At 56.8% G+C, this 24,620-nt stretch carries 23 protein-coding genes; 12 read left to right on the top strand and 11 right to left on the bottom strand.

Annotated elements, in window-relative coordinates; genetic code table 11:
- Window positions 1-167 precede the first annotated feature (167 nt).
- The 3 genes from METAL_RS16920 (at window position 168) to METAL_RS16915 (ending at window position 3,132) form a co-directional block, all read left to right on the top strand.
- On the top strand, window positions 168-1,829 hold the full coding sequence (locus tag METAL_RS16920) for a glutamine--tRNA ligase/YqeY domain fusion protein (protein WP_005374272.1): 1,662 nt from the start codon (window positions 168-170) through the stop codon (window positions 1,827-1,829).
- 169 nt (window positions 1,830-1,998) lie between these two features.
- Window positions 1,999-2,196, top strand: coding sequence for a hypothetical protein (locus tag METAL_RS21195; RefSeq protein ID WP_157203370.1), 198 nt, complete (start codon window positions 1,999-2,001; stop codon window positions 2,194-2,196).
- 156 nt (window positions 2,197-2,352) lie between these two features.
- Window positions 2,353-3,132, top strand: a complete 780-nt coding sequence (locus tag METAL_RS16915; RefSeq protein WP_005374270.1) for a hypothetical protein — start codon at window positions 2,353-2,355, stop codon at window positions 3,130-3,132.
- 187 nt (window positions 3,133-3,319) lie between these two features.
- On the opposite strand, the gene hpnR is transcribed toward METAL_RS16915, so the two are convergent.
- From hpnR to METAL_RS16890, 5 genes are all read right to left on the bottom strand, one after another.
- Window positions 3,320-4,864: a hopanoid C-3 methylase HpnR gene (hpnR, locus tag METAL_RS16910; protein WP_005374269.1), complete on the bottom strand. Its 1,545-nt coding sequence runs from the start codon at window positions 4,862-4,864 to the stop codon at window positions 3,320-3,322.
- A gap of 81 nt (window positions 4,865-4,945) precedes the next feature.
- Entirely contained in the window at window positions 4,946-5,983 is a 1,038-nt protein-coding gene (locus tag METAL_RS16905) for a multicopper oxidase domain-containing protein (RefSeq protein WP_005374267.1), read from the bottom strand.
- A gap of 391 nt (window positions 5,984-6,374) precedes the next feature.
- A complete protein-coding gene (locus METAL_RS16900) occupies window positions 6,375-6,620 on the bottom strand; it encodes a hypothetical protein (RefSeq protein ID WP_005374265.1) in 246 nt (81 codons plus the stop codon).
- Between the two features lie 126 nt (window positions 6,621-6,746).
- Window positions 6,747-7,013 (bottom strand): hypothetical protein, encoded by a 267-nt coding sequence (locus tag METAL_RS16895; protein ID WP_031429919.1) that lies wholly within the window; start codon window positions 7,011-7,013, stop codon window positions 6,747-6,749.
- Between the two features lie 98 nt (window positions 7,014-7,111).
- Window positions 7,112-7,840 (bottom strand): metallophosphoesterase, encoded by a 729-nt coding sequence (locus METAL_RS16890; RefSeq protein ID WP_005374263.1) that lies wholly within the window; start codon window positions 7,838-7,840, stop codon window positions 7,112-7,114.
- Between the two features lie 87 nt (window positions 7,841-7,927).
- Between METAL_RS16890 and ispG the strand changes: the two genes are divergently transcribed.
- The 7 genes from ispG to METAL_RS16855 all read left to right on the top strand — a co-directional run bounded on the left by ispG (window position 7,928) and on the right by METAL_RS16855 (window position 15,805).
- Entirely contained in the window at window positions 7,928-9,157 is a 1,230-nt protein-coding gene (ispG, locus tag METAL_RS16885) for a flavodoxin-dependent (E)-4-hydroxy-3-methylbut-2-enyl-diphosphate synthase (RefSeq protein WP_005374261.1), read from the top strand.
- A gap of 114 nt (window positions 9,158-9,271) precedes the next feature.
- On the top strand, window positions 9,272-10,534 hold the full coding sequence (locus METAL_RS16880) for a YcjF family protein (RefSeq protein ID WP_031429917.1): 1,263 nt from the start codon (window positions 9,272-9,274) through the stop codon (window positions 10,532-10,534).
- The gene (locus tag METAL_RS16875) at window positions 10,531-11,991 is read left to right on the top strand and encodes a GTPase family protein (protein ID WP_005374246.1); all 1,461 of its coding nucleotides are present in this window, start codon (window positions 10,531-10,533) and stop codon (window positions 11,989-11,991) included. The genes METAL_RS16880 and METAL_RS16875 overlap by 4 nt, the downstream gene beginning before the upstream one ends.
- Window positions 11,992-12,034: 43 nt before the next feature.
- On the top strand, window positions 12,035-12,745 hold the full coding sequence (locus tag METAL_RS16870) for a retropepsin-like aspartic protease family protein (protein ID WP_005374245.1): 711 nt from the start codon (window positions 12,035-12,037) through the stop codon (window positions 12,743-12,745).
- A gap of 101 nt (window positions 12,746-12,846) precedes the next feature.
- Window positions 12,847-13,947, top strand: coding sequence for a DUF2817 domain-containing protein (locus tag METAL_RS16865; RefSeq protein ID WP_005374243.1), 1,101 nt, complete (start codon window positions 12,847-12,849; stop codon window positions 13,945-13,947).
- A complete protein-coding gene (locus tag METAL_RS16860; RefSeq protein WP_005374242.1) occupies window positions 13,940-15,052 on the top strand; it encodes a GNAT family N-acetyltransferase/peptidase C39 family protein in 1,113 nt (370 codons plus the stop codon). The genes METAL_RS16865 and METAL_RS16860 overlap by 8 nt, the downstream gene beginning before the upstream one ends.
- 27 nt (window positions 15,053-15,079) lie before the next feature.
- Complete coding sequence (locus tag METAL_RS16855; protein ID WP_005374241.1) at window positions 15,080-15,805, top strand: SDR family NAD(P)-dependent oxidoreductase; 726 nt, start codon at window positions 15,080-15,082, stop codon at window positions 15,803-15,805.
- Window positions 15,806-15,947: 142 nt separating this feature from the next.
- Here METAL_RS16855 and METAL_RS16850 read toward each other — a convergent pair whose 3' ends face one another.
- Window positions 15,948-16,943: a hypothetical protein gene (locus tag METAL_RS16850; RefSeq protein ID WP_005374239.1), complete on the bottom strand. Its 996-nt coding sequence runs from the start codon at window positions 16,941-16,943 to the stop codon at window positions 15,948-15,950.
- A gap of 427 nt (window positions 16,944-17,370) precedes the next feature.
- On the opposite strand from METAL_RS16850, the gene METAL_RS21190 reads away from it, so the two are divergent.
- Window positions 17,371-17,727: a hypothetical protein gene (locus METAL_RS21190; RefSeq protein WP_169740942.1), complete on the top strand. Its 357-nt coding sequence runs from the start codon at window positions 17,371-17,373 to the stop codon at window positions 17,725-17,727.
- Between the two features lie 654 nt (window positions 17,728-18,381).
- A complete protein-coding gene (glmS, locus tag METAL_RS16840) occupies window positions 18,382-20,214 on the top strand; it encodes a glutamine--fructose-6-phosphate transaminase (isomerizing) (RefSeq protein WP_005374235.1) in 1,833 nt (610 codons plus the stop codon).
- Between the two features lie 31 nt (window positions 20,215-20,245).
- Here the strand turns inward: glmS and METAL_RS16835 are convergent, their stop codons facing one another.
- The 5 genes from METAL_RS16835 to METAL_RS16815 all read right to left on the bottom strand — a co-directional run bounded on the left by METAL_RS16835 (window position 20,246) and on the right by METAL_RS16815 (window position 24,488).
- Window positions 20,246-21,052, bottom strand: coding sequence for a Crp/Fnr family transcriptional regulator (locus METAL_RS16835; RefSeq protein WP_005374232.1), 807 nt, complete (start codon window positions 21,050-21,052; stop codon window positions 20,246-20,248).
- A gap of 389 nt (window positions 21,053-21,441) precedes the next feature.
- A complete protein-coding gene (locus METAL_RS16830; RefSeq protein ID WP_005374231.1) occupies window positions 21,442-21,693 on the bottom strand; it encodes a DUF2934 domain-containing protein in 252 nt (83 codons plus the stop codon).
- Between the two features lie 697 nt (window positions 21,694-22,390).
- Complete coding sequence (locus tag METAL_RS16825; RefSeq protein ID WP_005374229.1) at window positions 22,391-22,774, bottom strand: hypothetical protein; 384 nt, start codon at window positions 22,772-22,774, stop codon at window positions 22,391-22,393.
- Window positions 22,775-22,908: 134 nt separating this feature from the next.
- Window positions 22,909-23,445, bottom strand: a complete 537-nt coding sequence (cobO, locus tag METAL_RS16820; protein WP_005374227.1) for a cob(I)yrinic acid a,c-diamide adenosyltransferase — start codon at window positions 23,443-23,445, stop codon at window positions 22,909-22,911.
- Window positions 23,446-23,579: 134 nt separating this feature from the next.
- Window positions 23,580-24,488, bottom strand: coding sequence for a carbohydrate kinase family protein (locus METAL_RS16815; RefSeq protein WP_005374225.1), 909 nt, complete (start codon window positions 24,486-24,488; stop codon window positions 23,580-23,582).
- Between the last annotated feature and the right edge of the window lie 132 nt (window positions 24,489-24,620).

Below are 24,620 nucleotides of genomic sequence, written 5' to 3'. Positions count from 1 at the left end.
TCATTTCTGGCAACGGCCTGTGTCCGCTCCCTGCACTTCAATGATTTGGGGTTTTCTCGCTTTACTGCATTTCTCAAATCAAGTAGCATAAATGATTCATTGCATTCTTTTTATCGGCGCTTTCTTACACGGCGCAACCGAAGCTAAAATCCTAAATCCAATCGTTCATGTCCATTAATGAAAATCCGTCGCCGGCGAACTTTATTCGCCATATCATCAACCACGATTTAAAGACCAACAAGCACAACGGCAAAGTCGCCACCCGCTTTCCGCCCGAGCCGAACGGTTATCTGCATATCGGCCACGCCAAATCGATCTGCCTCAATTTCGGGCTGGCGCTCGAATATCACGGCACCTGCAATCTCCGTTTCGACGATACCAATCCCGAAAAGGAAAGCGAGGAATATGTCGAATCGATCAAGCGCGACGTGCGCTGGCTGGGCTTCGAGTGGTCCGAGTTGCGCCATGCGTCCGATTATTTCGGGCAGCTTTACGATTATGCGGTGCAGCTGATCAAGGACGGCAATGCCTATGTCGACAGTTCGACGCCCGAACAAATCCGGACCAACCGCGGCACCTTGACCGAGCCGGGCAAAAACAGCCCGGACCGAGACCGTTCGATCGAGGAAAATCTGGCCCTGTTCCAGGGCATGCGCGACGGCCTGTATGCGGACGGGCAATATGTGCTGCGCGCGAAGATCGACATGGCCTCGCCGAACATCAACATGCGCGACCCGACGATTTACCGGATTCGCCGCGTGCATCACCAGCGCACCGGCCACGACTGGTGCCTGTATCCGATGTACGATTACACGCACTGCATTTCGGACGCGATCGAAGGGATTACGCATTCCTTGTGTACGCTCGAATTCGAAGACCATCGTCCCTTGTACGACTGGGTGCTTGAGCAGTTGAATACGCCGTGGCGGCCGCAGCAAATCGAGTTCGCCCGTTTGCAGCTCGAATATACGATCGTCAGCAAACGCAAGCTGAATCAGCTGGTCACCGAAAAGCATGTCTCGGGTTGGGACGATCCGCGCATGCCGACAATCGCGGGGCTGCGCCGGGCAGGGGTCACGCCGGCCGCAATCCGCGATTTTTGCGAGCGGATCGGCCTGACCAAAAAAGATTCCTGGATCGAGATGAGCGTGCTCGAACACTGCATCCGCGAGGATCTGAACCAAAACTCGCTGCGGGTGATGGCGGTGGCCGAACCGCTTCGCGTCGTGATCGCCAATTATCCGGAAGGACAGGTTGAAAATCTGACGCTGAGCAATCATCCGCAGCGGCCGGAGCTCGGCTCGCGAACCGTCCCGTTTGCGAGAACGGTGCTGATCGAACGCGACGATTTTTCCGAGAATCCGCCGCCGAAATACAAGCGCTTGGTGTCGGGCGGCGAGGTGCGCCTGCGCGGCTCCTACGTGATCCGCTGCGACGAGGTGGTCAAGGACGCGGAGGGCAACCTCGTCGAACTGCGCTGCAGCTACGACCCCGATACGCTCGGCAAGAACCCGGAAGGCCGCAAGGTTAAGGGCGTGATCCACTGGGTCTCCGAAGCCCATTCGCTGCCGGCCGAAATACGCCTGTACGACCGCCTGTTCACCGTGCCGCAGCCGGACAACGAAGAAAACTTCCTGAATGTGCTGAATCCGGATTCGTTGCAAGTCGTGACCGGCTGCCGGGTCGAGGCGAGCCTGGCATCGGCGGTGCCCGAAAGCCGCTTCCAGTTCGAGCGGATCGGCTATTTCTGCATGGACAAGGACAGCAAGGACGGCAACCTGGTGTTCAACCGGACCGTCACCTTGCGGGAAGGCTGGGTAAAGGATTGAGCAAGGAGCTCGTCAAAAATAGCTTCCCCCTTTGAAAAAAGGGGATCGAGGGGGATTTATTTCAAAAAATCTCCCCCGACTCCTCGGTAATCGCTCCTGCATTGCCCTCGATCGCCCGTTCCCGCCGCGATCTACCTCGCCCTTCCTTGGGCTCGTACCTCCTGCATCCGTGCAGTCGTACCCCTCCACGCTCCTGGTCAATTTCGGCTGCCATCCGAAGGCTATCATTCGCTACGGCAACGAGATGCTGGATGGGGCGCCGCATTTTCGGAGGGTCTGGATGCGCAAAGGCGGGAACTGGCGGCTATCCGTTGAGCGCGTAAAAAGCGGCGCGGACGAATCGGAAACCGGTGCCGATCGCTGGTGAGCGGCACGAACCTTCCGGCCGGAAGCGAGTCAGAGTATGAACTGTTTTCGAAGCCCGTCCGGTGCGGGCGGGGCTGCCGCATCGGCTTGTCCGGAAACAGAGTCACCCTTTGAAATTTAACGATTAAATTTAACGCTTACCGGCGAGTTCTTCCCCATGATGATTGGCCCGCGCTTGCTTTATTTGATCGGCATGCTGTTTTCTACGGCGCTCCCTGCCCATGCCGTCGCTCAGTCCTCCCATATCCATGTGATCGTGTCCCTGGTCGACAATGTCTCGCAGGGGATCGTACCGGTGCCCGCGAAAATCGGCAACGGCAACGACACCCGCCACAATCTCTATTGGGGCGCGGCATACGGCGTGAAGACCTTTTTGAGCAGGGCGCCGGGCTGGCGGCAATTGGGATGTGAAAACGCGGTCAGCGATACGATTCTGGAGCGCTGCCGGTTCGCTTGGGAAGACAGGCTGACCGTGACCGCCGACGCTTACCGGGGCAGCCGGATCGACCGGGCGATGCTGGACTTCATGCGGGAGGCCGCGACGCCGCCGAGTTCCGCGCAGAGGGAAATGATCGTATTCATCGGCCATGACGGCCTGATGGACGAAGCAAGCCGGCCCGTCGCCGAACATTTTCCGAAACATTCGAAGCACGACAAACAGGCCGTGGTGCTGGCCTGCCTGAGCGACGAGTATTTTTCGGCGCATGTGCAGGCCGCAGGTTCGCAGCCTGTCGTCACCACATTCAGCTTCATGGCGCCGGAAGCCTATGTGCTCGAAGCGGTCGCGCGCGGTTTTGCGGGCCGGGCGAGCGAAGCGGAACTGCGCAGCGCCGCCGCGCGCGCTTACGCCAAATACCAGCATATTTCGGCCAGGGCCGGAAACTCGGTTTTCGGAGCGAAGACCTCATCCCGCGCCATTAAGCTGAGCCTGCGCTAGGAAACTTGTAGAGTCATGCTGGTGTTGTAGGGTACGCCGTGCGTACCACGAGGGAAACGGTACGCACGGCGTACCCTACAACTGCTACTCCGTTGTCGACACTAGGACGCACGCAACGCGGGGGAACGATCGGGCAGCCTTTTGGGAAGGATTTTTTGCTGCCATCTTAAGCCGTAACCCAACGGAGTTATAGGACCGAACCGCTGCGTCCGGCATCGACGAAGCGTTCGCTCGCATCGTCGAGCTGCCGGCTGCGGCGCCCCAGCGGCTGGTGAATGTAAATCGATTTGGCGTCGACGCGCTGCCGGGACGGCGGGGGCGGCGCCATCCGATATTGGACCGGCAGGCGGTGATCGGCCAGCTGCAGCTGGGGATTGAAGACGCTGTCGAACTTGAACATGCTGCGCACGAAATTGGTCTGTCCGCGCACCAGCTGGCCGGCGACGGTCGACAAGGCATCGCGCACCGCGGTCCAGCCCATGTGTTTGGTGAACAGCACTTTCTGCGTTTTCACCAGTTCCGCGTAAAATTCTTCCAGCGGCATTTGGGTCGGCAATACCGCATGCTGAATGTCGAACAAGCGGTAGTCGCGGGTATTCAGCCGGCGCGATTCGGTCAGCCAGCTTTCGGTGCCGGGGTAGGGCGTATTGATGCTGATGTTGACGATTTCGGGAATTTCCATGCACCATTCGCGGATCGTTTGAAAGCGGCGGTGATCCCAGTCCGGATCGGCGATGATGTTGATCGCGACCATGATGTCCAGCGAGCGGGCGAATTCGAGCGCTTCGAAATTCTTGCTTAGCGAGATGCGCTTCCGGTATTTTTCCAGCCCCTCTTCGTCGATCGCCTCGACGCCGAGAAACATGTATTTCATCCCCAACTGCTTCCAGAACCTGAACACGTCCTTGTTGCGGAGCAGCACGTCGCCGCGGGTTTCCAGGTAATACTCTTTCTTGATGCCTTTGCGCGCGATCGCTTCGCCGATTTCCAGGCCGAGTTTTTCCTGAATGAACGCCACGTCGTCGACGATGAACACGCCGGGCTCCCGGACTTTCTGCAGTTCTTCGACGACCTTGTCCGGATGCATCACCCGGTAGCTGCGGCCGTAAAAGGTCCAGGCGCTGCAGAAAGAACAATCCCAGGGGCAGCCGCGGGAAAACTCGATCGAGGCGCAGGGGTCGAGCATGCCGAGAAAATATTTCCGGCGTTGGCGAAGCAGGTCGCGCGCCGGGCTCAGGTCGTTCAGGCCGGGGACGAAGGAAGGCTGCGGACCCGTCCCGTCGAGCGTCGTGACGCCCGGCACCGTATGGAGGTTTTGCCGGTCTTCCGCGAGCGCCTGCAATAACAAAGGTACGCCGGACTCGCCTTCGCCCCGGAGCACCGCATCGATTTTACCTTCGCCGTGTTCCAGGAGTTCGTCGGCGGTAAACGAAGCGCTGTGGCCGCCGATAAAAACGAAGCTTTCCGGCAAGCGGTCTTTCGCGGCTTTCGCCAGATCGATCACTTCCGGGACGTTCGCCAAATAATTCAGCGAGAACGCGACAACGTCGGGTCGCCAGGTGTCCAATACCCGCACAAAATCGCGATGCGTCTCGACCTGCAGATCGATCAGATAAACCTCGTGGCCCAGGCGCCTGACCGTATCGGCGACCAGTTCCAGCCCCAACGGTTCGAGGCGCAAAAATACCCGCGTGTACATCAGGGGACTGGGATGAACGGCAAGGAACTTCATGGTTTATCTCCTCACTTTGATCGTTACGGTGCATAAAGTATACTCGAATCTTCGTTGCGCATTCCTTGTACAGGCCTGCGATCATTCCCGGTTTCGTTCCTTGATCAGATAGGTCGTCAACATCCCCGCCGCAATGTGATCGTCCACGTGGCAGTGATACAGCCATTCGCCCGGATTATCGGCTTCCATGTCGGCGGTCATCATGCCGCCGGGAAGCAATTGCACGAGGTCGGTGCGCTGTTCGGCACCGCCTCGCCCGGTTTTGAGCGTTTTGCCGTGCCAGTGCGGCGTATGAAGATCGACCTCATTGCCCATCCCCAGCACATGCCAGCGTACCTTTTGCCCATTCTCCATCACCAGTCCTTTGAGGTTTCCGAAGATATAGCCGTTGATGCTGTGCATCAGTCCCGGTTCCTCGCCGCCGAGCTTGTCGAATACGAAGAAAGCGGTCACGAATTCACGATCCACGTCTATCGGGCTGCCGTCGCGGCGGGCCATTCCCTTGCGGGTGACGATGATCGGGCCCAACAGCCCTTTATTCGTCTCGGCGGATTCATGGATGTGCGAGTGATACCACCATACCTTGGAACTTGGTTCACCCTCCGCCGGGCCGCTGTCCTGGTCGGCAACCCAATTGTAATCGAAACATTGGCCGGGCATGACCTCCGACCCGGCGCCGGGCAAACTTCCGGAGTTGGCTCCGAAAAAATGCGCCCCTTCATTCTCCTTGGTATAGCGAAGACCATGAGGATGCATGCCGTAGATGCCCTCCGCCTTATTGCAGAAATGGACTATGACGGTGTCGCCGACTTCGGCCCGAATGACCGGGCCCAGGATGCCCAGCCATTCGGGCTGAGGCATCGGGGTTGCGAAGGTGCCGTCGGTGTACCGGATGTAGCGCGTTGCCGGAAATCGATGACTGTCGGCCCAAGGTTCAGGGATCGCGCAAGGCGCGGCCTCGTGGCAATGCACCAGATTCTGGCCGGAAGGCGCGAAATCCCAGACACTGTCCTCGGCGGCAATATAATAATGCCGTATTTGAGACTTTACGGGCAAGTCTCCCATACTGGCCACGGCGAGAGAAAGCAGTGGAATTTTCCATATTTTATTGATTTTCATTTTTTTCCTCCATTGAAAGTCGAGCTCCAGCATGAAATTTTTTTGCCGGCGCGGGCACCGCGATAAAGCGCAATTCATGGCGTAGCAGGGAACAGCGGAGTGTCGCTGCCTGTTTTGCCTTTGGGTATCCGGTGACTTGCGTGGCGCTAGAGCATTTTCGTTTTGGGTGTACGGTCATAAGCAATGCCACAAAGTGAGGGGAAACGCGTCATTCCGGCAGGGATTGCCGGACGACTGCATGGATGCAGGAGATAGAGCAACGCAGGGAGCGGTTGCCGAATCCAGAAGCCAGGGATGGCAAGCTTTAATGCATCCCTGCAGTCTGGATCTCGGCAATCCCTGCCGAGATGACGGTTTGACTTAATCTCCCTATAGGCGATATGAAAATGCTCTAGCCGCAGGCGGTGTAATAAAACAGCCGGTCGCCGGGAGCGATGCCGTCATTCCGCAGCGCTTGGGCGGCCTCGATCTTTGAGAAATCCCAGAACAAATCCCGAAAGGCTTCGGGGTGGTCGATGGACCCTCGGTAAAGCGAAGAATAATCGTCCGCTTCGGCGCGATATCCGTTCCGCACCGCTTCGATGAAACGGGCGATATTCGCGTTCTTCCGCCTTTCCGCCGAAGGCTGCCGAAGCACGGGATTCAGGTCATTCTCCGAGGGCCGATTCCATAATTCTCAGAGTGAGGCTGGAGCAGGGAAGTTCAGGTTGGGAAAGCCGCTGTCGGGAGGGCTTTTGAGCGCCGGCGGCGCGGCGGGCATTTTTTACGGGGCATTCAGGAGGGTGTGCAGGGCGGAAAGGCGCTCGAGTACGGCCGCCCGGATTCGGCCGGCGGCTTCGGCCGGGGCGGCGGTAAAGGGCGGGCGGACATAGGGTGGAAAATCGGCGATCTGCGCGCCCATCGCGGCCTTGACCAGGGGGATTTCCGCCAGCGCGCTTGCCGAACGGAATGCGTTCCAGGCATCGAGTGCGGCCTGCAGGGCCCGTGATTTATCGCTCCGGCTGATCCAGGCCGCCTGAATCGCGAGCAAATAGTCGGGCAGCGGATTCGCTGCCCCGGTGACCGAACCGTGCAGGCCGTTTTGCAGGGCCGCCAGACATCCCGTTTGCTCCGGGGCTTGAAGCCGGTCTAGATATCCACCGTCTTGTTCAAATCGAACCCATCCGCCGCTTTGTAACCCGTATAACCGCGCGGATTGCAAAGGATTCGGGTTCCCGCAATTCGATAATCGACCTGGCTATGGGTATGGCCGTGAAACCAGGCGGCGATCTCGTATTGGTGCATCAGCGCTTTCAGGTCGTTGCAATAGGCCAACTTTTTGACCGCGTTCGGCGCTTCGTTCCAGCTCCATTCCGACGGCGCGTGATGCGTGACCACGACCGTCTTGCCCGCGAACGGCTGCGCCAGTTCGTTTTCGAGCCATGCTCTCGATTGTTGATGGAGCCGGGTAAACGTTTCCGCATCCAGCCTTTTTCCGCCGAAGCGGATTTTCTTGAAATCGTTCAGCGATTCCCTGAGGCTTTCGGTTTTTTCCTCGCCTTCGGCATATAAATCGGCCCATAGCGTGCATCCCAAAAAACGTACCTGCCGGAAAATAAAGCTTCGGTTTTCGAGAAATTGCACATTCGATCCCTGGCATTGCTCGCGAATCAGCAACAGCGCCTCGCGATATTCATGCGTATAAAATTCATGGTTGCCCGCCACATAAATGACCGGTTTGCCCAAATTCTTCAGCCAAGCCACGCCCTGCTCGCAAATGCCGATATCGCCGGCGGCGATGATCAGGTCGGCGTCGTTGTCCGGGCCTGCCAGCTCGCCGAATTCCAGATGGATGTCAGAAAAATAATTGATCCTCACGATTTCACTCTGCCCTTGACACGCTCTAGGCGTATAATATAGATCACTATTTTGAATTAGCCATCCCTTATAACGAAAGTTTAATTTATGTCCATCAGTCTCAGAAAAATCACCCATCAGGTGTCGGTCGGCAATGTCAAAGTGGGCGGCGGCGCGCCGATCGTCGTGCAGTCGATGACCAATACCGATACGGCCGACGTGACCGCGACAGTCAACCAAATCATCGAGCTGGCGCAGGCGGGTTCCGAAATGGTCAGGGTGACCGTCAACACCGAAGAAGCGGCGAAGGCGGTTCCGGAGATTCGCGACCGGCTGGACAGAAAAGGGCATACGGTGCCGATCGTCGGGGATTTCCATTTCAACGGCCATCGCCTGCTCGAAAAATATCCGGATTGTGCGGCCGCGCTCGACAAATACCGGATCAATCCAGGCAACGTGGGGCGGGGCAAGGCCCGCGATCCGCAGTTTCAGCAGATGATCGAATTTGCCTGCCAGTACAACAAACCGGTCCGTATCGGTGTGAACGGCGGCAGCCTGGACCCGGCGGTGCTGGCCCGCCTGCTCGACGAGAACCGGGCATTGCCCAATCCCGAGCCGCTGGCCGCGGTCACCCGCAAGGCGATCGTGATGTCCGCGCTCGAAAGCGCCGCGAAGGCCGAGGAAATCGGCCTGGGCAAGGACAAGATCATCCTGTCGTGCAAGATCAGCAACGTACAGGACCTGATCAGCATTTACCAGGATCTGTCGAGCCGCTGCGATTACGCCTTGCACCTGGGCCTGACCGAAGCGGGCATGGGCTCGAAAGGGATCGTCTCGTCATCGGCCGCGCTGTCGGTGCTGATGCAGCAGGGCATCGGCGATACGATCCGGATTTCCTTGACGCCGGAACCCGGTTCGTCGAGAACGCAGGAAGTGATCGTCGCGCAGGAGATCCTGCAGACGATGGGTTTCCGCTCGTTCACCCCGATGGTGATTTCCTGTCCGGGGTGCGGCCGCACCACCAGCGATTATTTCCAGAAGCTGGCGCAGCAGATTCAGACTTACCTGCGCGACCAGATGCCGGTCTGGCGCACCCAATATCCGGGCGTCGAGGAAATGGAAGTCGCGGTGATGGGCTGCGTGGTGAACGGCCCCGGCGAGAGCAAAAACGCGAACATCGGCATCAGCCTGCCCGGCACCGGCGAGTCTCCGGTCGCGCCGGTCTATGAAGACGGCGAGAAAACGGTCACGCTGAAAGGCGACCGGATTGCCGAGGAGTTCCAGGCGATCGTCGAACGTTATATCGAATCGCACTACGGCGAAAAGGCCGAGGCTTAAAATGTGCTTCCGTCGTTTCCCTCTATGCGGGAAACGGCAATAAACTGCCGGAATCGCCCGATTTCGGCCGCTTTCTTCTCCGATGCCGCTCTGGCTCAGAGCGGCATATCTCGTATGTCCAAACTGTCAGACCTGTTTTCCAAATGGAAGTCCCGCAATAAACGGAATCCCGAATCGAACGAACCGTTTGCCGAGCGCCGGGATTACACGGCAAAAATCCTGAATCCCGGCGTTGACGCGGCGGTCGAGCAGGCGATCAAAGCGATCCATGCCAGCCTGCCGACGCCGGTATTCTGGCTGCTGGGCAAAACCCAGAGCGGCAAAAGCGCGATCGTCCGGACGCTGACCCATTCGACCGCCGCGGAGATCGGCAGCGGTTTCAAGCCCTGCACGAAGACCGCGATGTTCTTCGACTATCCGGACAGCGAATCGGCGCTGCTGCGTTTTCTGGATACGCGCGGCCTGTCCGAAGCCGGCTACGATCCCAGTGAAGACATGGCCTGGTGCGAGCGCCAAGCGCATCTGCTGATCGTGGTCGTGAAGGCGATGGATCATCAGCTGGAAACTTTGGTTTCCGCGCTCAGGAAGATTCGCAAGGCGCATCCGGACTGGCCGCTGATCGTCGCGCAAACATCCCTGCACGAAGGTTATCCGGGCCGGGCAGCGAATCATCCGCAGCCTTATCCTTTCGCAAGCGAAGCGGTCGGCCCCGCCGTGCCAGCCGGCCTGCGCATTTCGCTGCTCAAGCAGCGGCAGGTTTTGGCCGGCCTGAACGCCCGCTTCGTGCCGATCGATTTTACGTTCCCCGAGGACGGCTATGAACCGGCCGATTACGGAATCGACGCATTCTGGACCGCGATCGAGGCGGCGTTGCCGATTGGCCTCCGCGCCATGTTGGACATCGGCCGGATCAACGATGTGTATTCGAAAGCGGCGCATCCGCATATCGTCAGCTATGCGATTCTGACCGGCTGCGCGGCGGCGATTCCGCTGCCGGCGGCCGGCTTGAGCGCCGTCGTCATTCTGCAGGGCAAGATGTTCCACAGCATCGCCAGCATTTACGGCCTGCCCTTGACCCGGCAGAGCGTCAGCGAAATTATCGGTGCGATCGGCCTCGGCGTGTTGTCGGGCATGGGCGGACGCGAGCTGTTGAAACTGGTGCCCTATTACGGTCAGACGGTCGTTGCCGGCATGGCGGGGCTGTATACCGCGGCGGTCAGCTATGCGTTGGGTAAAACTTTGTGCTTTTACTTCAGTCACACGAAGCAAGGCGAAGCGCTGAGTCCCGAAGCGTTGAATGCGATGTTCAAACGGGAGTTCATGCGCGGAGGCGAATTGCTGCGTGATGCGGTCAAGCGCCGGCAGGCGCCCGAATGAAAATGATGAAAACGCCGATACTCTTGCTCATTCTGTTCCTGATGATGGTTTTGCCCTGGCTGGCGCTGGCGGTTCTCGGCGTGGTCTGGCTATGGCAACAGCATTATCTGCTGCAGGCGGCGCCGGTGCTGGTGTCGCTCTACGGCATCGCCTGGCTGCTGAGCCGGAAATTGCAGCAGGACGAGCCTATGCCGCCGGCGTTGCCCGGCGTCGATCCGGACGACCGCTGGTCGCCAGCCGCGAAAGAAATCTGGGACAAAATCGACGCTTTGGCCAAGGAATTGAATCCTGCCGACTATCCCTTGACCGATACGGCCCGGCTTGCCGGTCTGGCGAGGCGGGTCATCACCGAAACGGCGGCACATTTCCGTCCCGAAGCCGGGCATGCCGAGCTCGACGTGCCGCTACGCAATATTCTGTACATCGTCGAGCAGGTCTGCCGGGATATGCGGGAGCTTCTGGACGAAAAGGTGCCGTTCAGCCACCTGATCACGGTTCGCGAAGGATTACAGCTTTGGAAATGGCGGCAAAGATTTCGGCAGATCGACTTTCTGCGCCGCACGCTGGCGATGGGCGCTTCGCCTTTTACCGCGATCCCTGCCGAGTTGAGCCGTTTTTTTACCGGCAAGATTGCGGATTACCCGAAAGGCCTGCTGGAGCGCTGGCTGTTGCAGACGATCGTCAAAAAGATCGGCTATTATGCGATCGGGCTTTACAGCGGCCATCTGCTGCCGCCTTCGCCGACGGCGCCCGGCCCGGAACCGGAAGAAAGCGCCTTGCCTCAACGCCCCTTGCGGGTATTGGTTGCCGGCCAGGTCAATGCCGGCAAATCCAGCCTGATCAACACGTTGCTCGGCGAATTCAGGACTACCGTCGACGTGCTGCCGGTCGCCGACGAATTGCGGGTTTACAAACTCCGGCATCCGGACATTGACGAGGTATTGCTTTACGACAGTCCGGGCTACGGCGAAGAAAGTTTCCGGCTTCGCAAGAGCGGCTGGCAGCTCGGCGATTTCGATCTGGTGCTTGTGGTCTGTTCGGCCGTGCAGGCCGGACGCGAGGCCGACGGCCGTTTCTTGAGCGAATTGCGCAGCTGGTACGGCGCTCATCTGGAACGGCGGATGCCGCCGGTACTGGCCGTCGTCACGCATGTCGATCAATTGCGGCCTTTTCGGGAATGGCAGCCGCCGTATGACGTCGACAATCCGGACAACGTCAAGGCCCGAAGCATTCGGGAGGCGGTGGATTCGGTGGCGCAATCGCTGCAGGTGGAACCCGAGGATTGCCTGCCGGTTTCTCTGGCGGCCTCGACGGAGGCTTACAACATCGAAGCGGTGCTGGCCGGCATGGTGAAAAAACTGCCGGAGAGCCTGCGTACGCAATACCTGCGCACCTTGTCCGAAGGACAGCGTAAGGAAAAAATCATGCGGCTGCTGGGGCAGTTGGGCATACGGTAAGGGAAGGCGTCCGTCTTTTTTTCACATACATTCGATCATTTCCATGACCCGATCATTTTATCTCCATCCGATCAGAAAACTGGCTTGCGCGCTTTGCGTTGCCGTCGCGCTGAACGCCAAAGCGCAGGAAGCCGACTCTGGCCAAGACTTGTACGGCCAACTCGAATCGCTGCAAAATCAAATGCATATTCAGATCGTCGGCCTGGACAACATCGGCGACGAACCGAAGGCGCGGGCGCGCGGCAGCCTCGAACAGCGGCTCGAAAAGGCCCTGTCCTCCTACAATCACGCGATCACGAGGGATACCCAAGGAAAGATCGAAAAAGTCGTGATCATCAATAAAAAACAGAAAACCGACAGCGGCCGGATCGTGCTGCCGGCTCGCTTCGAAGGCGGGCACTTTATCGTTTCGCTTGCCGTTTCGGGCCGCGGCGACTATTGGGAGCCTCTCGAGATGATCGTCGATACCGGCGCGGACCTGATGGTGCTGCCGGCTTCGATGATCGCGAAGCTGGGCATGGATGAAACTGCGTTGGCGCCCAGAATCATGCAGACCGCTAACGGCAACGTGGACGCAAAGGTCGGCAAATTGCGGGGCGTCAGGATAGAAGGGGAGCATCTCGAAAACGTGGAAGCCGCTTTCGTGGACGACGAACTGCTGAACCATCAAAGTCTGTTGGGGATGAGCGCGCTCGGACGCTATAAATTGATGATCGACAACGAATCCCGGCTGGTGACGCTGATCAGGAAATAATCGTCCGTGCTCCGTTAAGTCATGAGGCCGGCTTCGGGTAGGAAGGCGGCAGGCGGCGTGATACGATAACGCCCTCGAAACTGAAAATCGCCGCGGATTGCATGTCTTACCGTTTACCGTTCGTGCCGTTGAATACGGAGGTTTTTCCCGAAAGCTATGCCGCGGCCAGAGCGCGCTGGCTGGCGCTGCTGTCCGGATTGCCGGATGCCGGGCATCGGGCTTTTCCATGTGCCGGCGCCGGTCCCGAGGGCGAGCCCTTGTTTACCGACAGCGTCTGGATCGGGCCGCCGCAAGCCGACAGAGTCATCGTGCTGCTCGGCGGCACGCACGGTATCGAAGGTTATGCGGGCAGTGCGATTCAGATCGACCATTTGCAGATGCTGGCCGCAGGCGATATCGCGCTGCCGGCGCGCACCGCGTTATTGGCCGTGCATGCGCTGACTCCGTGGGGCTATGCCTGGCGGCGGCGCTGCGATGCGGACGGGATCGATCTGAACCGCAACTTCGTCGATTTTTCGGAGCCTTTGCCCGTAAACGACGGCTACAGAGAATTGCGCGAGGCGCTGTTTCTGGACGATCCCGAACAAAGGCGAAAATGGCTGGCCGATTTTGAAAGGCGCCACGGCCGAATCGCGCTCGAAAAGGCCGTTAGCGCCGGCCAGTATCACGATCCGAAAGGCCCTTTTTACGGTGGCGGCAGACTCAGCCACGGGCGGCAGGTGATCGAGCGATTGTTCGACATCCATGCGCTTCCGGAGCGGGATCTGAGCGTGATCGATCTGCATACCGGCCTCGGCGCGTACGGCTACGGCGAGATCATCTGCGACCACGAACCGGGCAGCGCCGGCACCGCGGAGGCGGTGCGCCTGTACGGCGATTCGGTCACCCTGCCTTTGCTCGGCACGTCCAGTTCGGTGCCGAAATCCGGTCTGCTCGATTATGCCTGGCACAAGATCATGAATGCGCAGAGCTGCTATGTTACGCTCGAGTTCGGCAGTTACAGCACCGACCGGCTGTTCGAGGTGCTCCTGCGCGATCATCAATTATGGGGCGAGCCGGCGCCGATCGATGTGCGCGGGCGGCACAGCGCCGCGATGCTGCGGCATTTTTGTCCCGCCGACCGGGCCTGGCGCGAAATGGTGCTGTTTCGTGCCCGTCAGGTAATCGCACAGGCTTTGGCGGGATGGCAGGCGGATGAATAGCGAAGCGATCCTGATCCGGCCGGCCAATCTCGACGACCTCGACGGCCTCGTCAAGCTCGAAAACGACAGTTTCGAAACCGACCGCTTGAGCCGGCGCAGTTTCCGGCACTGGATACTGGCCGAGCATCGGGCGCTTTTGATTGCCGAGGTCGAGCGCCGGGTTGCGGGCTATATCCTGGTCATCTACCATCCCGGCACTTGGCTGGCGCGGGTCTATTCGCTGGCGGTCAACCGCCGGCTTCGAGGTACCGGGATCGCCAAAATGCTGATGGCGGCCGGCGAGCAGGCCGCGCTCGACAGCGGCAGGCTGTACCTCAGGCTCGAAGTCAGCGTCGACAATACGCCCGCGATCCGCCTCTACGAAAGGCTGGGCTTCCAGCAGTTCGGCCTGTACCGGGACTATTACGAAGATCACAGGGACGCGCTCCGCTTCCAGAAAACGATCCGCCATTATCACGATACCCTCCAGCATAAGCCCGTGCCCTGGCTCCGGCAAACGACCCCGTTTACCTGCGGCCCCGCCTCCCTGATGATGGCGATGCACGGGCTGAACGACGCGTATCAGCCTTCGCGCGAGGAAGAAATCAATCTGTGGCGCGAGGCGACGACGATCTTCATGACCTCCGGCCACGGCGGCTGTCATCCTATCGGCCTGGCGCTGGCGGCGAAGCGGCGCGGCTTCCGGGTCGAAGTCTGGATCAGCCGGCGGCTGGAGACGCTGTTCATCGACGGCGTGCGCAGCGAAGAGAAGAAACAGATACTGGAGCTGGTCGACAATTCGTTCAAGCGCGATGCCGAAGTGCAGGGCATTCCGATCCATTATGCGAACGTCACTCAGAACGATTTAATCGCGGCGTTCAATAGCGGCGCGATTCCGGTGATCCTGATCAGCACCTATCAGCTGGACCGGAAAAAAGCGCCGCACTGGGTAGTGATGAGCGGCTATGACGAGACCTGCCTGTACATGCACGATCCCGATCCCGATGAGGATCACCGGAGCGAGCTGGACTGCCAGTTCGTGCCGGTCGCGCGCAACGATTTCGACCGGATGTCCTGCTTCGGCAAGAACCGGCTGCGGACTGCGGTGATTCTCTGGCCGGAGTGAGTAAACGCTGTTTTGGCGAGTAAAAAGATGAAGACGCTATTGATTACAGGCAGCACGTCGGCCATCGGGCTGGCTGTCTGCCAAGCGCTGGCCGAGCGCGGAGCGCAGCTGGTGCTGCATTATCACGCTAACCGGCAAAAGGCCGACGTGCTGGCCGCCTGGCTGGATGCCCGGGGCGGCGAGTACAGTTTCTGTCAAACCGACCTGACCCGGCCCGGTAACGCGAAGGCGCTGATCGCTCATGCGCTGGAGCGCTTCGGCCGGCTCGACGGACTGGTCAACGGGGTCGGGCCCTACGTTTACAAAAACATTCTGGAAGTTACTCCCGAGGACTGGCTGGCCGACATCGACCTGAATCTGAACTCGTGTTTCCATACCTGCCATTACGCGCTGGACGCCTTGCGGCTTAGCCGGGGGCAGATCGTCAATTTCGCGTTTTCCGGCGTGGACAACATCAAGCCCTGGCCGATGTCGGCCGGTTACTCGTCCGCCAAAACCGGCGTCGCGGCCTTGACCAAAAGCCTGGCGGCGGCGCTGGCGCCGGACAAGGTGCGGGTCAACGCGATCTGCCCCGGCCTGACCGAAGACCAGGACATCGGCGCCGAGGAACGGCAGGCGATGGCCGCGCAGATTCCTTACGGCCGGCCGGTGATGCCCGAGGAAATCGGCAAAACGGTCGCCTGGCTGATTTACGACAGCCCCGAAATCATCACCGGCTCGCTGCTTTCGGTGTCGGGTGGGTGGGAGTATTGATTTTCATCTCGTCCCCACACCCCGCGTAGTACGGTAGGATGGGCTGACGCAGGAAGTCCATCGGTCGCGATGTCCCACAAGGCGGACTGCTGGTGCGAATCCGCTCTACAGGCTAAGGAGTTGCAAGGCTGGCTTTGCGAATCTAAGGATTGGATGGCGTATCCGCCGGCAAAAAAATGCTTTTCAACTCTTCCGGCACCAGCGCGTAATTCCGCCAGATCCGCTCCACATCTTCCTGATTGTGAGGCCCGAAGCGGTCCGGAAACTTTTTCAGCATCGCGATGCCGTCGGCGACCTGCGCGCGGTGCAGCGAGGCGACCGCTTGAATGACCAATAACAGGTTATCTTCGGCGATCGGCGCTTCCCGTTCGAGATAAGTGTTGATCATATTGGCAAATTCGAGGGACGGCATCTGAACCGGAAGAAAAAGGATCCATTTTTCTATTTCGTGATCCGTGGTGGCGCGCATGATTTCCCCGAGAAGCTTATAGATCGGCTTCTCGCAACGCGAATAAGCCCAGATGTAGTTCAGCACCCATCCCCGATTGTCGTCCGTCAGATCGCCCGCATGCAGGATCGGTTCGGCCTGCCGTCGAAGTTCCTCGGCAATTTCGGAAAGCTGATATTTGCCGATGAAATCGCTGGCAAGATACTTCAAGTTCTTGTGGCTTTTCGGTTCTATCCAGGTGCCGAGTATCTTCACAGTTTCCTTCGGGCGCATTTTGACGAGCGTATCGAAAAACTCGAGGCTCTCGGTAAACGTATATTCATTTCCCTCCGGGCGGGCCGGATAAAAAAGCGTGGGTGTTTGATTAATCTGGCTGGCGATTTCCTTTAACAAATGAAAAACTTCATCCGGAGTCAGTACGCTGTAGGCCTTCAATGCCTGGTAAACCTGTTCCTGGCTCTCGTGCAGAAGATTTTTCAGAATCTCTTCCCGGAACAGATGCGAAGTATATTCATACGTCAATCCTATGATCACCGCAACGATCAGCGCGATCGACATATGCTCCGCCCATTTCTGCAAAACTTCCGGCAAGCGGGGTTCGAAGTATTTCAAAAAGAGCGCAGTGATCAGAATAATGCCGAAAATAACGAAAGGGATGGCCGAGTATGAATTTTTGTTTAGGGATGGCATTGATTCTCTCCAAAAAACCCCATCCTTGTTTGAAAAACGGCCGCAGGAAAGGTTCAGCTCTTTAGGATGGGGTCAATCATAACGTTCCCCATAGTTCCCACGTCCCGCGTCCACGAACCGCGGAGTGGGGCAACTGTAGATAAAAGGTACGCACAGCGTACCCTACGGAGCTGCTTTTGCCGTTTCATGCCGGGGGCTGTGCAGAAATTAATCGCGTATGTGCGGAACCGCACCGATTTCCTGTAACGCTAACGCTACTTTATCCCTCAAGGATTCAGGAATGCGTTGCAAAAATGATTCTTTTTTGTTCCGTTTGTTTATACAGGCGCGCGGAACTTCAATATAAAGGAATGCTATGAATCGATATAGAAATATCCCCGGGCGCGTGCATGGCGGCTACCAACTGGTCTGGGTCCCGAAAAGAAGAATGAAAGTAGTATTCATCGGGGGGAATTTGAGAAGATATTTGGGGCATTTTTTAAATGAGTCTGCTAAGCAAAAAAGTATTTTTATTGTAGAAGGCAACGTGTTTAACGACCCTAATAAAAGGTATTGTAGCGGATCTGAAAAACACGCCCATCCTAGAATGGTGGGCTATCTGAAAGGCCACGGCACGTTGGAGATAAGTCAGAATTTTAAAAGAACCCAAAAGCCTGGCCATGAAAAAAGTTATTCAATAGATCGATATTCCGTTATCGGTTCGGCCAATCGTCTTTCCGATAAAGAATATTTCGATGATTATGAAGCGGAAGAATTTTATTTCGCAAAATCGGGTTGGATGTGATTATGTGCGTTAGCGTACCGATTACATTGAAATAAATAATTAGTCTATAAAAAAGAGAATAAGATACTTAATCTATCGCATTGCAGTAAAAGCTTGCTGTAGGAAAACTCCCGTCATTCGATTTACCGTCATACTTGCATAGGCACAGGGCACAAGGGGAATTTTTAGGAATCTGTAGGGATGCGGAAGTTAGGGCAATTGAGGGGTGGATCCGGATCCAGTTCATAGGGATATGATCGGACTTGCCAGCGAGGCGGCTGGTTTCGGCATTTCTTTTGTGTCCTGTGCCTATGCCGGAATGGCGGTATTTTTTAACGAATCGCGGGTACGGCGGAAACCGGCAATCGTCCGGAAAATCACAGGTACCGACAGGTAACCTGTTGTCGAATCAGCTTATTCGTTTATGCAAATCATGTAATATTCAGCACAGGTTTCCGGGATACGGGCCGGCAATGCCGTTAAACATAAGATGAGAAATTCGCAGGGTGCCAGGTAAGAGGGACCGATAGGCAAAAGTAGATGCCGGCAGGCGACCTGCCGGTGAGTCGTCGTTCTCCGGCGGAACCGCTGGCGCGTTCCGCCTTACTACGCGGCTTCCAAAGTAGGGCGGATGCCGATAGGCGATCCGCCTATGCACCAGAAAGGAGGGTACGGATGTGTGGAATTGTAGGCGGTGTAGTTAAAAGTAATTTAGTCCCCATTTTAATGGACGGACTAAAAAAGCTGGAATACCGGGGTTATGATTCGGCCGGTTTGGCCGTTATCGGCGAGCAGGGGATATGCTGTAAGCGCATGCAGGGTAAAGTCAAGAATCTTCAGGATCTCCTGGATGAAGATCCGATTTCCGGTTGTACCGGCATCGCGCATACCCGCTGGGCCACCCACGGCAAACCGAGTTCCGAGAATGCGCATCCGCATATTTGCCGGAACAAGATCGCCGTCGTGCATAACGGCATTATCGAAAATTACCGGCAACTGCAGGAGCAGCAGCTGAAAAACGGCTATGTGTTCGCTTCGGAAACCGATACTGAAGTGATCGTGAACGAGATTTTCGACGCCTTGCGCCATACGGACGGGCTCTTGAATGCCGTCAAGCGGTCCATCCCCAAATTCGAGGGAACTTATGCCCTGGGCATCATGAGCAACGACGAGCCGGGTCTTCTGGTCGCCTGTCGGCAAGGCAGCCCCCTGGTTATCGGGGTCGGGGCCGGCGAATATTTCATCGCCTCCGATGTGGCCGCTTTGCTCCCGGTCACGCAACGCTTCATCTTTCTGGAAAACGGCGATATTGCGGCGATTCGTCAGAGCGGCGTAACGGTTTTCGACAGGAATGGCCGGAAAGCGGTACGTCCGGTAAAGGAAAGCCTGTTAACGGCCGACTCGATCGAAAAAGGCGAATACCGCCATTTCATGCTGAAGGAGATTTTCGAGCAGTCTTTTGCCGTCGCGCGTACGCTGCAAGGTCGATTCGTGGATAACCGGCTGCAGGAAAGCGCTTTCGGACGCCGTGCCGCCGAAATCTTCGATGCCGTCAGGGCCGTGCAGATCGTGGCCTGCGGCACCAGTTACCATGCCGGCCTGATTGCCCGCTACTGGCTTGAAAGACTGGCCCGGATCCCCTGCAGCGTCGAAATCGCCAGCGAGTTTCGTTACCGGGAGCCGATACTGGGCCCGGACACCCTGGCCGTCGCCATTTCGCAATCCGGCGAAACTGCGGACACGCTGGCAGCGCTCCAGGAAGCCAAAAAACGGGGGGCGAAATATTCGCTGGCGATCTGCAATGTGCCCGAAAGCTCGCTGGTCAGAGAGGCCGACGCGGTATTGATGACCCGGGCGGGTCCCGAAATCGGGGTAGCCTCGACCAAAGCCTTTACTTCGCAGCTGACCGTATCGATGTTGCTGGTCATCGCGCTTGGAAGGCGGTTCGGACTGTCCGAGGCGCTCGAACGCCAAATTACCGCCGAATTGTTCAATCTGCCGGCCGAAATCGAAAAAGTTCTGCAGCTGAATGACGAAATCAAAAATTTGGCGAGACAGTTCACCGAGAAACATCATGCGTTGTTTTTAGGCCGGGGAAGCCATTACCCGATCGCGCTGGAGGGAGCGCTGAAGCTGAAGGAAATCTCCTATATCCATGCCGAGGCCTATCCGGCGGGCGAGCTGAAACATGGCCCCCTGGCGCTGATCGATGCGGGGATGCCGGTCGTTACGGTCGCGCCGAACGACCACATGCTCGAAAAACTGAAAGCCAATATGGAGGAGGTGAGCGCCCGGGACGGGCAACTGATCGTGTTCATCGATGAACGGCTCGCATCGGCGGTTGAGGCCGGCAACTTCAAGATTATCAAGGTGCCGCAGGTCGAAAACCATCTCTCGCCCGCCGTTTACAATATCCCTTTGCAGCTGTTGTCTTATCATGTCGCGGCTTTGAAAGGCACCGATATCGATCAGCCGAGAAATCTTGCGAAATCGGTCACCGTGGAATAGCCCATTCAAAGGAGCAGGCCGTTGCGGTCATTTATTTATGAATATAACGGGCCGGCATGACTTTATGGAGGGTGCGGGGAGGCGAGATAAAATCGGAGGAAACTTGCGGGTAATAGTGAGTCAATAAGCGCTTGAATTCCTGTTTCACTATTTTGTAGCATTCGCAGGCCTGGTTCTCCAGCCCTGGCCTGTCGATGATGGTGATATGGCCGCGGCTGTAGTTGATCAGGCCTTTTTTCTGAAGTTTGCCGGCGGCTTCGGTAATCCCTTCGCGCCTGACGCCGAGCATGTTCGCGATCAGTTCCTGGGTCATCGCCAGTTCTTTCGACGGGAGCCGGTCGAGAGTCGAGAGCAGATAGCGGCACAGTTGCTGTTCTATCGAATGATGCCGGTTGCAGACCGCAGTCTGCGCGGTCTGGGTAAACAGAGCCTGGGTATAGTGCAGCAATAATTTTTGCAGCATGCCGTCGCGGCGGCCGCCCGAACGGTTGAGCTCCTGCCGGAGGATGCTGCCTTTCAGGCGATAGGCATGGCCGGCGCTTTGCACGACCGCCAGGTTATGCATCGATTCGCCGCTCATGAACAGGGATACGCCCAGCATGCCTTCGTTGCCGACGCCGGCAATTTCGGCGGAAGTGCCGTTCTCCAGCAGATTCAGCAGGGAAATAACGGAAGTGGTGGGAAAATACACATAAAAGAGCGGATGGTTCAACTCGTAAAGCACCTGGCCCTGTTTGATCTGGATCAGTTCCAGCATCGGCGACAGCCGCTCCTGGGTATGCCGGGGCAGCGCATTGAGCAGGGAATTCTGTTGTGGATTGGAGTCATATGCAAGCATAATAAAATAGCCTCTCTGCCAGCCAGCGGCGGCGAAGTGGAATATGGATTTAAGGCGCTTAATCGACAGTTCGTCATTAAGATGACCGAGTTTGTTGTATTCGAAAAATCTTTAATACCGTTAAGCTAACGCAGCCTTTCTTATTTCCGTACTGCCGGAAAGACGAGATTTATATTAATTTAACGGTATTGTTTCATTCGAGAGGTAATTCGAATGCAATGAATGGCGCTTGAGTCTTTTTAATAAAATAGTAAATCGTGATGAAAGATAAGGATGTCATATTTCTATTCATTCTGATGTCACTAATTTTGGTGATAAAATAATCATTGTTCGCAGATTAATTATTTTACTTGAAGGCGAGTTTTTTATTTTATTCCGATATTGATCGGCTATCCTTGCGGAATATTAATTTCCCGTTCTGCAGAGTACCAGTCTTCCAATTCATGCCCCGGCTCGAATCCTCTTTGTTCCGCTTTGTAATAAGCCAGCTGGGCAATTCTGGCTTCGCGGTCGAAGTTCATTTCCGGATCTTCTTGATAGACGGACAGGACCCGCTCTTGCTCAAACCCTTCTTGACCCGGAGTTGGTTCTAGCTCTACCGAAGCGTCGTCCTTGGTGACTTTGGGATTTCTGGAAGCCATTTTTTCTACCTCGCATAGGGTTGAAATTATTGAATATAAGTACGTTTAAAACAGCAGAGAATGAGTCTGCATCATTTTTTCTTGAATAAAGCGGTTTAAAAACGATATGAAAATCTTTGTTTTAATTTGAGAAATTTAGTTAATATATTCGTTAATTATCAGTGTATCTTACTTTACAGTAAAAAAAATAATTGTAAACGCGTAAAAAAGAAGGATTAATGATAAGGAATGGATAGAATAACTATCCGTATGGGAAGGAAAAAATCGTTCCGTATGGGAAGGCGGAATCGTTAAAGTCGTGCTGCCGAGTAAGCTTTATTCGATAAAGTTTTTTATTCGGTATTCGAGCGAGTAATCGAATGACAGGGATCAGTTTCAGTATTTATTGTTTCGGTATCGCGCGCGAAGCGGCGCGTGAACGGGATGTCTTCTCCCTTGACGAAAGCGGCTTTAGTTCCCGCTCCTGTTGGGCTTTATGCTGGGCAGGCCAGGACGAAACTTTGCGTCTCCCGGCCGATGTGCCCGGTCGAACGAACGTCATCGGCTTCCTAAACCGGGATAATGAAATACGAGCGGTTACCTTGGGTTGCCTACCCCTTCGAGAAACACAATGGGATAATACAACGGTTGGAAGCTTAACTGGCGGGAATGAAGCGGAAGCCATATTTAACATGGCTTCCGGAACCGAAACGGCCGTTTAGATTTGTTTTTTGATGAGGGTCTTGCCGTCGATGACCAGTTCGGAAATGCCGCCCAGCGAACCGTGCAGAGTGCAGGAGGCTTCCTTGAATTTCTTTTCGCCCTTCCATTTCAGGGTGATATAGGTTTCCTTGTCGGTTTGAGGATCTTCGGCGGGAAAGAACACTTCTTCGCCGGTTTCTTTCAGAATCGCGGCCGGACATTTCTGGTTGGCCATTTGCTGGATCGCGACATAGTTTCTGAGCATCGACTGCGCTTCGACTTGCTGCGGCGATTCCTGCTTGCTGACCGCAACGACGACAAAACCGATGACAAAGACGCCGATCACGGCCCACATCAGCTTGGTAGCGTCGCTCATTTTTTCTTCGGTCTCTTCACTCATTTGGCACCTCTGATTTGTTATTGATGAATTATCCCTGTTAGGCTTGGCCCGGTCGCCCGGTTAACTTCCCTACGAATTCTAAGCGAATTGCGCTTTTCCGGCAATGCAAAGTGCCGGATCCCGAAAAACAAGGCCTAGAATTCTATTCCTTGTTCCGCCTTGATCCCTTTTTCAAAGGCGTGTTTGACCTGGGTCATTTCGGTGACCGTGTCCGCGATCGCAATCACTTCGGGCGGCGCGTTGCGGCCGGTCAAAATCAGGTGCATCCAGCGCGGCCGGTGCCGTTCGATGAATTCGGCGATTTCCCGGCCGCTGATCCAGCCATAGCCGCAGCAGTAATTGATCTCGTCCAGAACGACCACATCGAACGCTTCGGACAGGATTTTCCGTTTGCCCAACTCCCAGATTTCGCGGCTGGTCTTGATGTCCTGTTCGGGATTTTTGGTGTCCCAGGTAAAGCCGTCGCCGAGTGCATGCCATTCGATATTGTCGAAACGCCGGGCGGCTTTTTGCTCGCCGGTTTGCCACTGGCCTTTGATGAACTGGATCACGCAGACTTTCATGCCCCAGCCGGCGGCGCGGAACGCCATTCCAAACGCGCTGGACGATTTGCCTTTGCCCTCGCCGGTATTGACGACGATCAGGCCCTGACGTCTGTCTCTTGTTTTCATGATGTAGTGGGTTTTCTGATGATGAAGAGAATTGAATGGTAAAAACGGTTAGGTGTCGTAGGGTACGCTACGCGTACCTGAATTCAAAGCAACAACCAATATTCTTGCTTCAAAAAAGGTACGCACAGCGTACCCTACGCCGGGTCAGTGTGTTGAGCGAGCAGGCGGCTATGCTCGGCCCGTGTCGGCAGGCCGGGGCGGGCGCCCATCTTCGTACAGCACAGCGCGCCGGCCGCGCTGGCGTAACGCAGCACATCTTCCCAATCCATCCGTTGCGCGACGGCCGCCGCGAAGGCGCCGTGAAACGCATCGCCGGCCCCTGTCGAATCGACATCGGCGACTTTGAAGGCGGGCATGAAGCCCTGCGCGGCGCCGCGGCGCCAGGAGAGGCCTTTTTCGCCGAGCGTGATTACGACGTTCGGAGCGATATCAGCCAATCGGCCCAGCGCAAGTTCGACCGATCCTACGGCCTGTAGGGCGAATTTTTCCGAACAGACCAGGTAATCGACCAGGGTCATCAGTGCCTGCGTGCCTTCGTGCAGAGAGCCTGCATCGAGTACGGTCGGAATTTGCAGGCCGCGCAGTTCCCGGCAATAGGGGACGGAAACGCGGGGCTCGTGGCCGTCGAACAGTACCACTTGCGGCCGGATGCCGCTGAAATCCAGCGCATCGGCGGGTAGGGGATGGGTACCGATTTTATAGTTGATCAGCGCGCGCTTGCCGTCCGGTTTGACGAGCACCGTCGAGATCGGCGTGGGGACGGCGCCGCGCACGACCAGGCGGGTATCGACGCCGTGGTCGTGCAGTTCCTGCAGGTGCTTGTCGCCGTAGACATCCGCGCCGAGGTAGCCGGCGAAAGCGGCTTTCAAGCCCAGGTTTGCGACCATCACCGCCGCGTTCGCGGCCGGCCCTCCGCCGCAGTCGATAAAGCCGTCCGCAAAGGTTTTTTCGTCCGCGGCCGGGTGGTGGTCGACCGAGAATACCAGGTCGTAGGAGGCATGGCCGATACAGAGGACATCGACGTCAATCAGCGGTTTTTTCATCGGTGCTTGGAGTGGACAGCGCAACAAAATGAGCGTTATTCTAATCGAAAACCGTAGCCGTCCCCCTGCCGATTTCGAGCCGTTGCGCAACCGAAGTCGTTTTGCAAGCGCAGCATAGGGACGGTAGCACGA

Origin of the sequence: Methylomicrobium album BG8 (assembly GCF_000214275.2) — a bacterium.
GTDB classification, from domain to species: Bacteria; Pseudomonadota; Gammaproteobacteria; order Methylococcales; family Methylomonadaceae; genus Methylomicrobium; species Methylomicrobium agile.
This window is presented reverse-complemented; position numbering and strand designations above follow the sequence as displayed.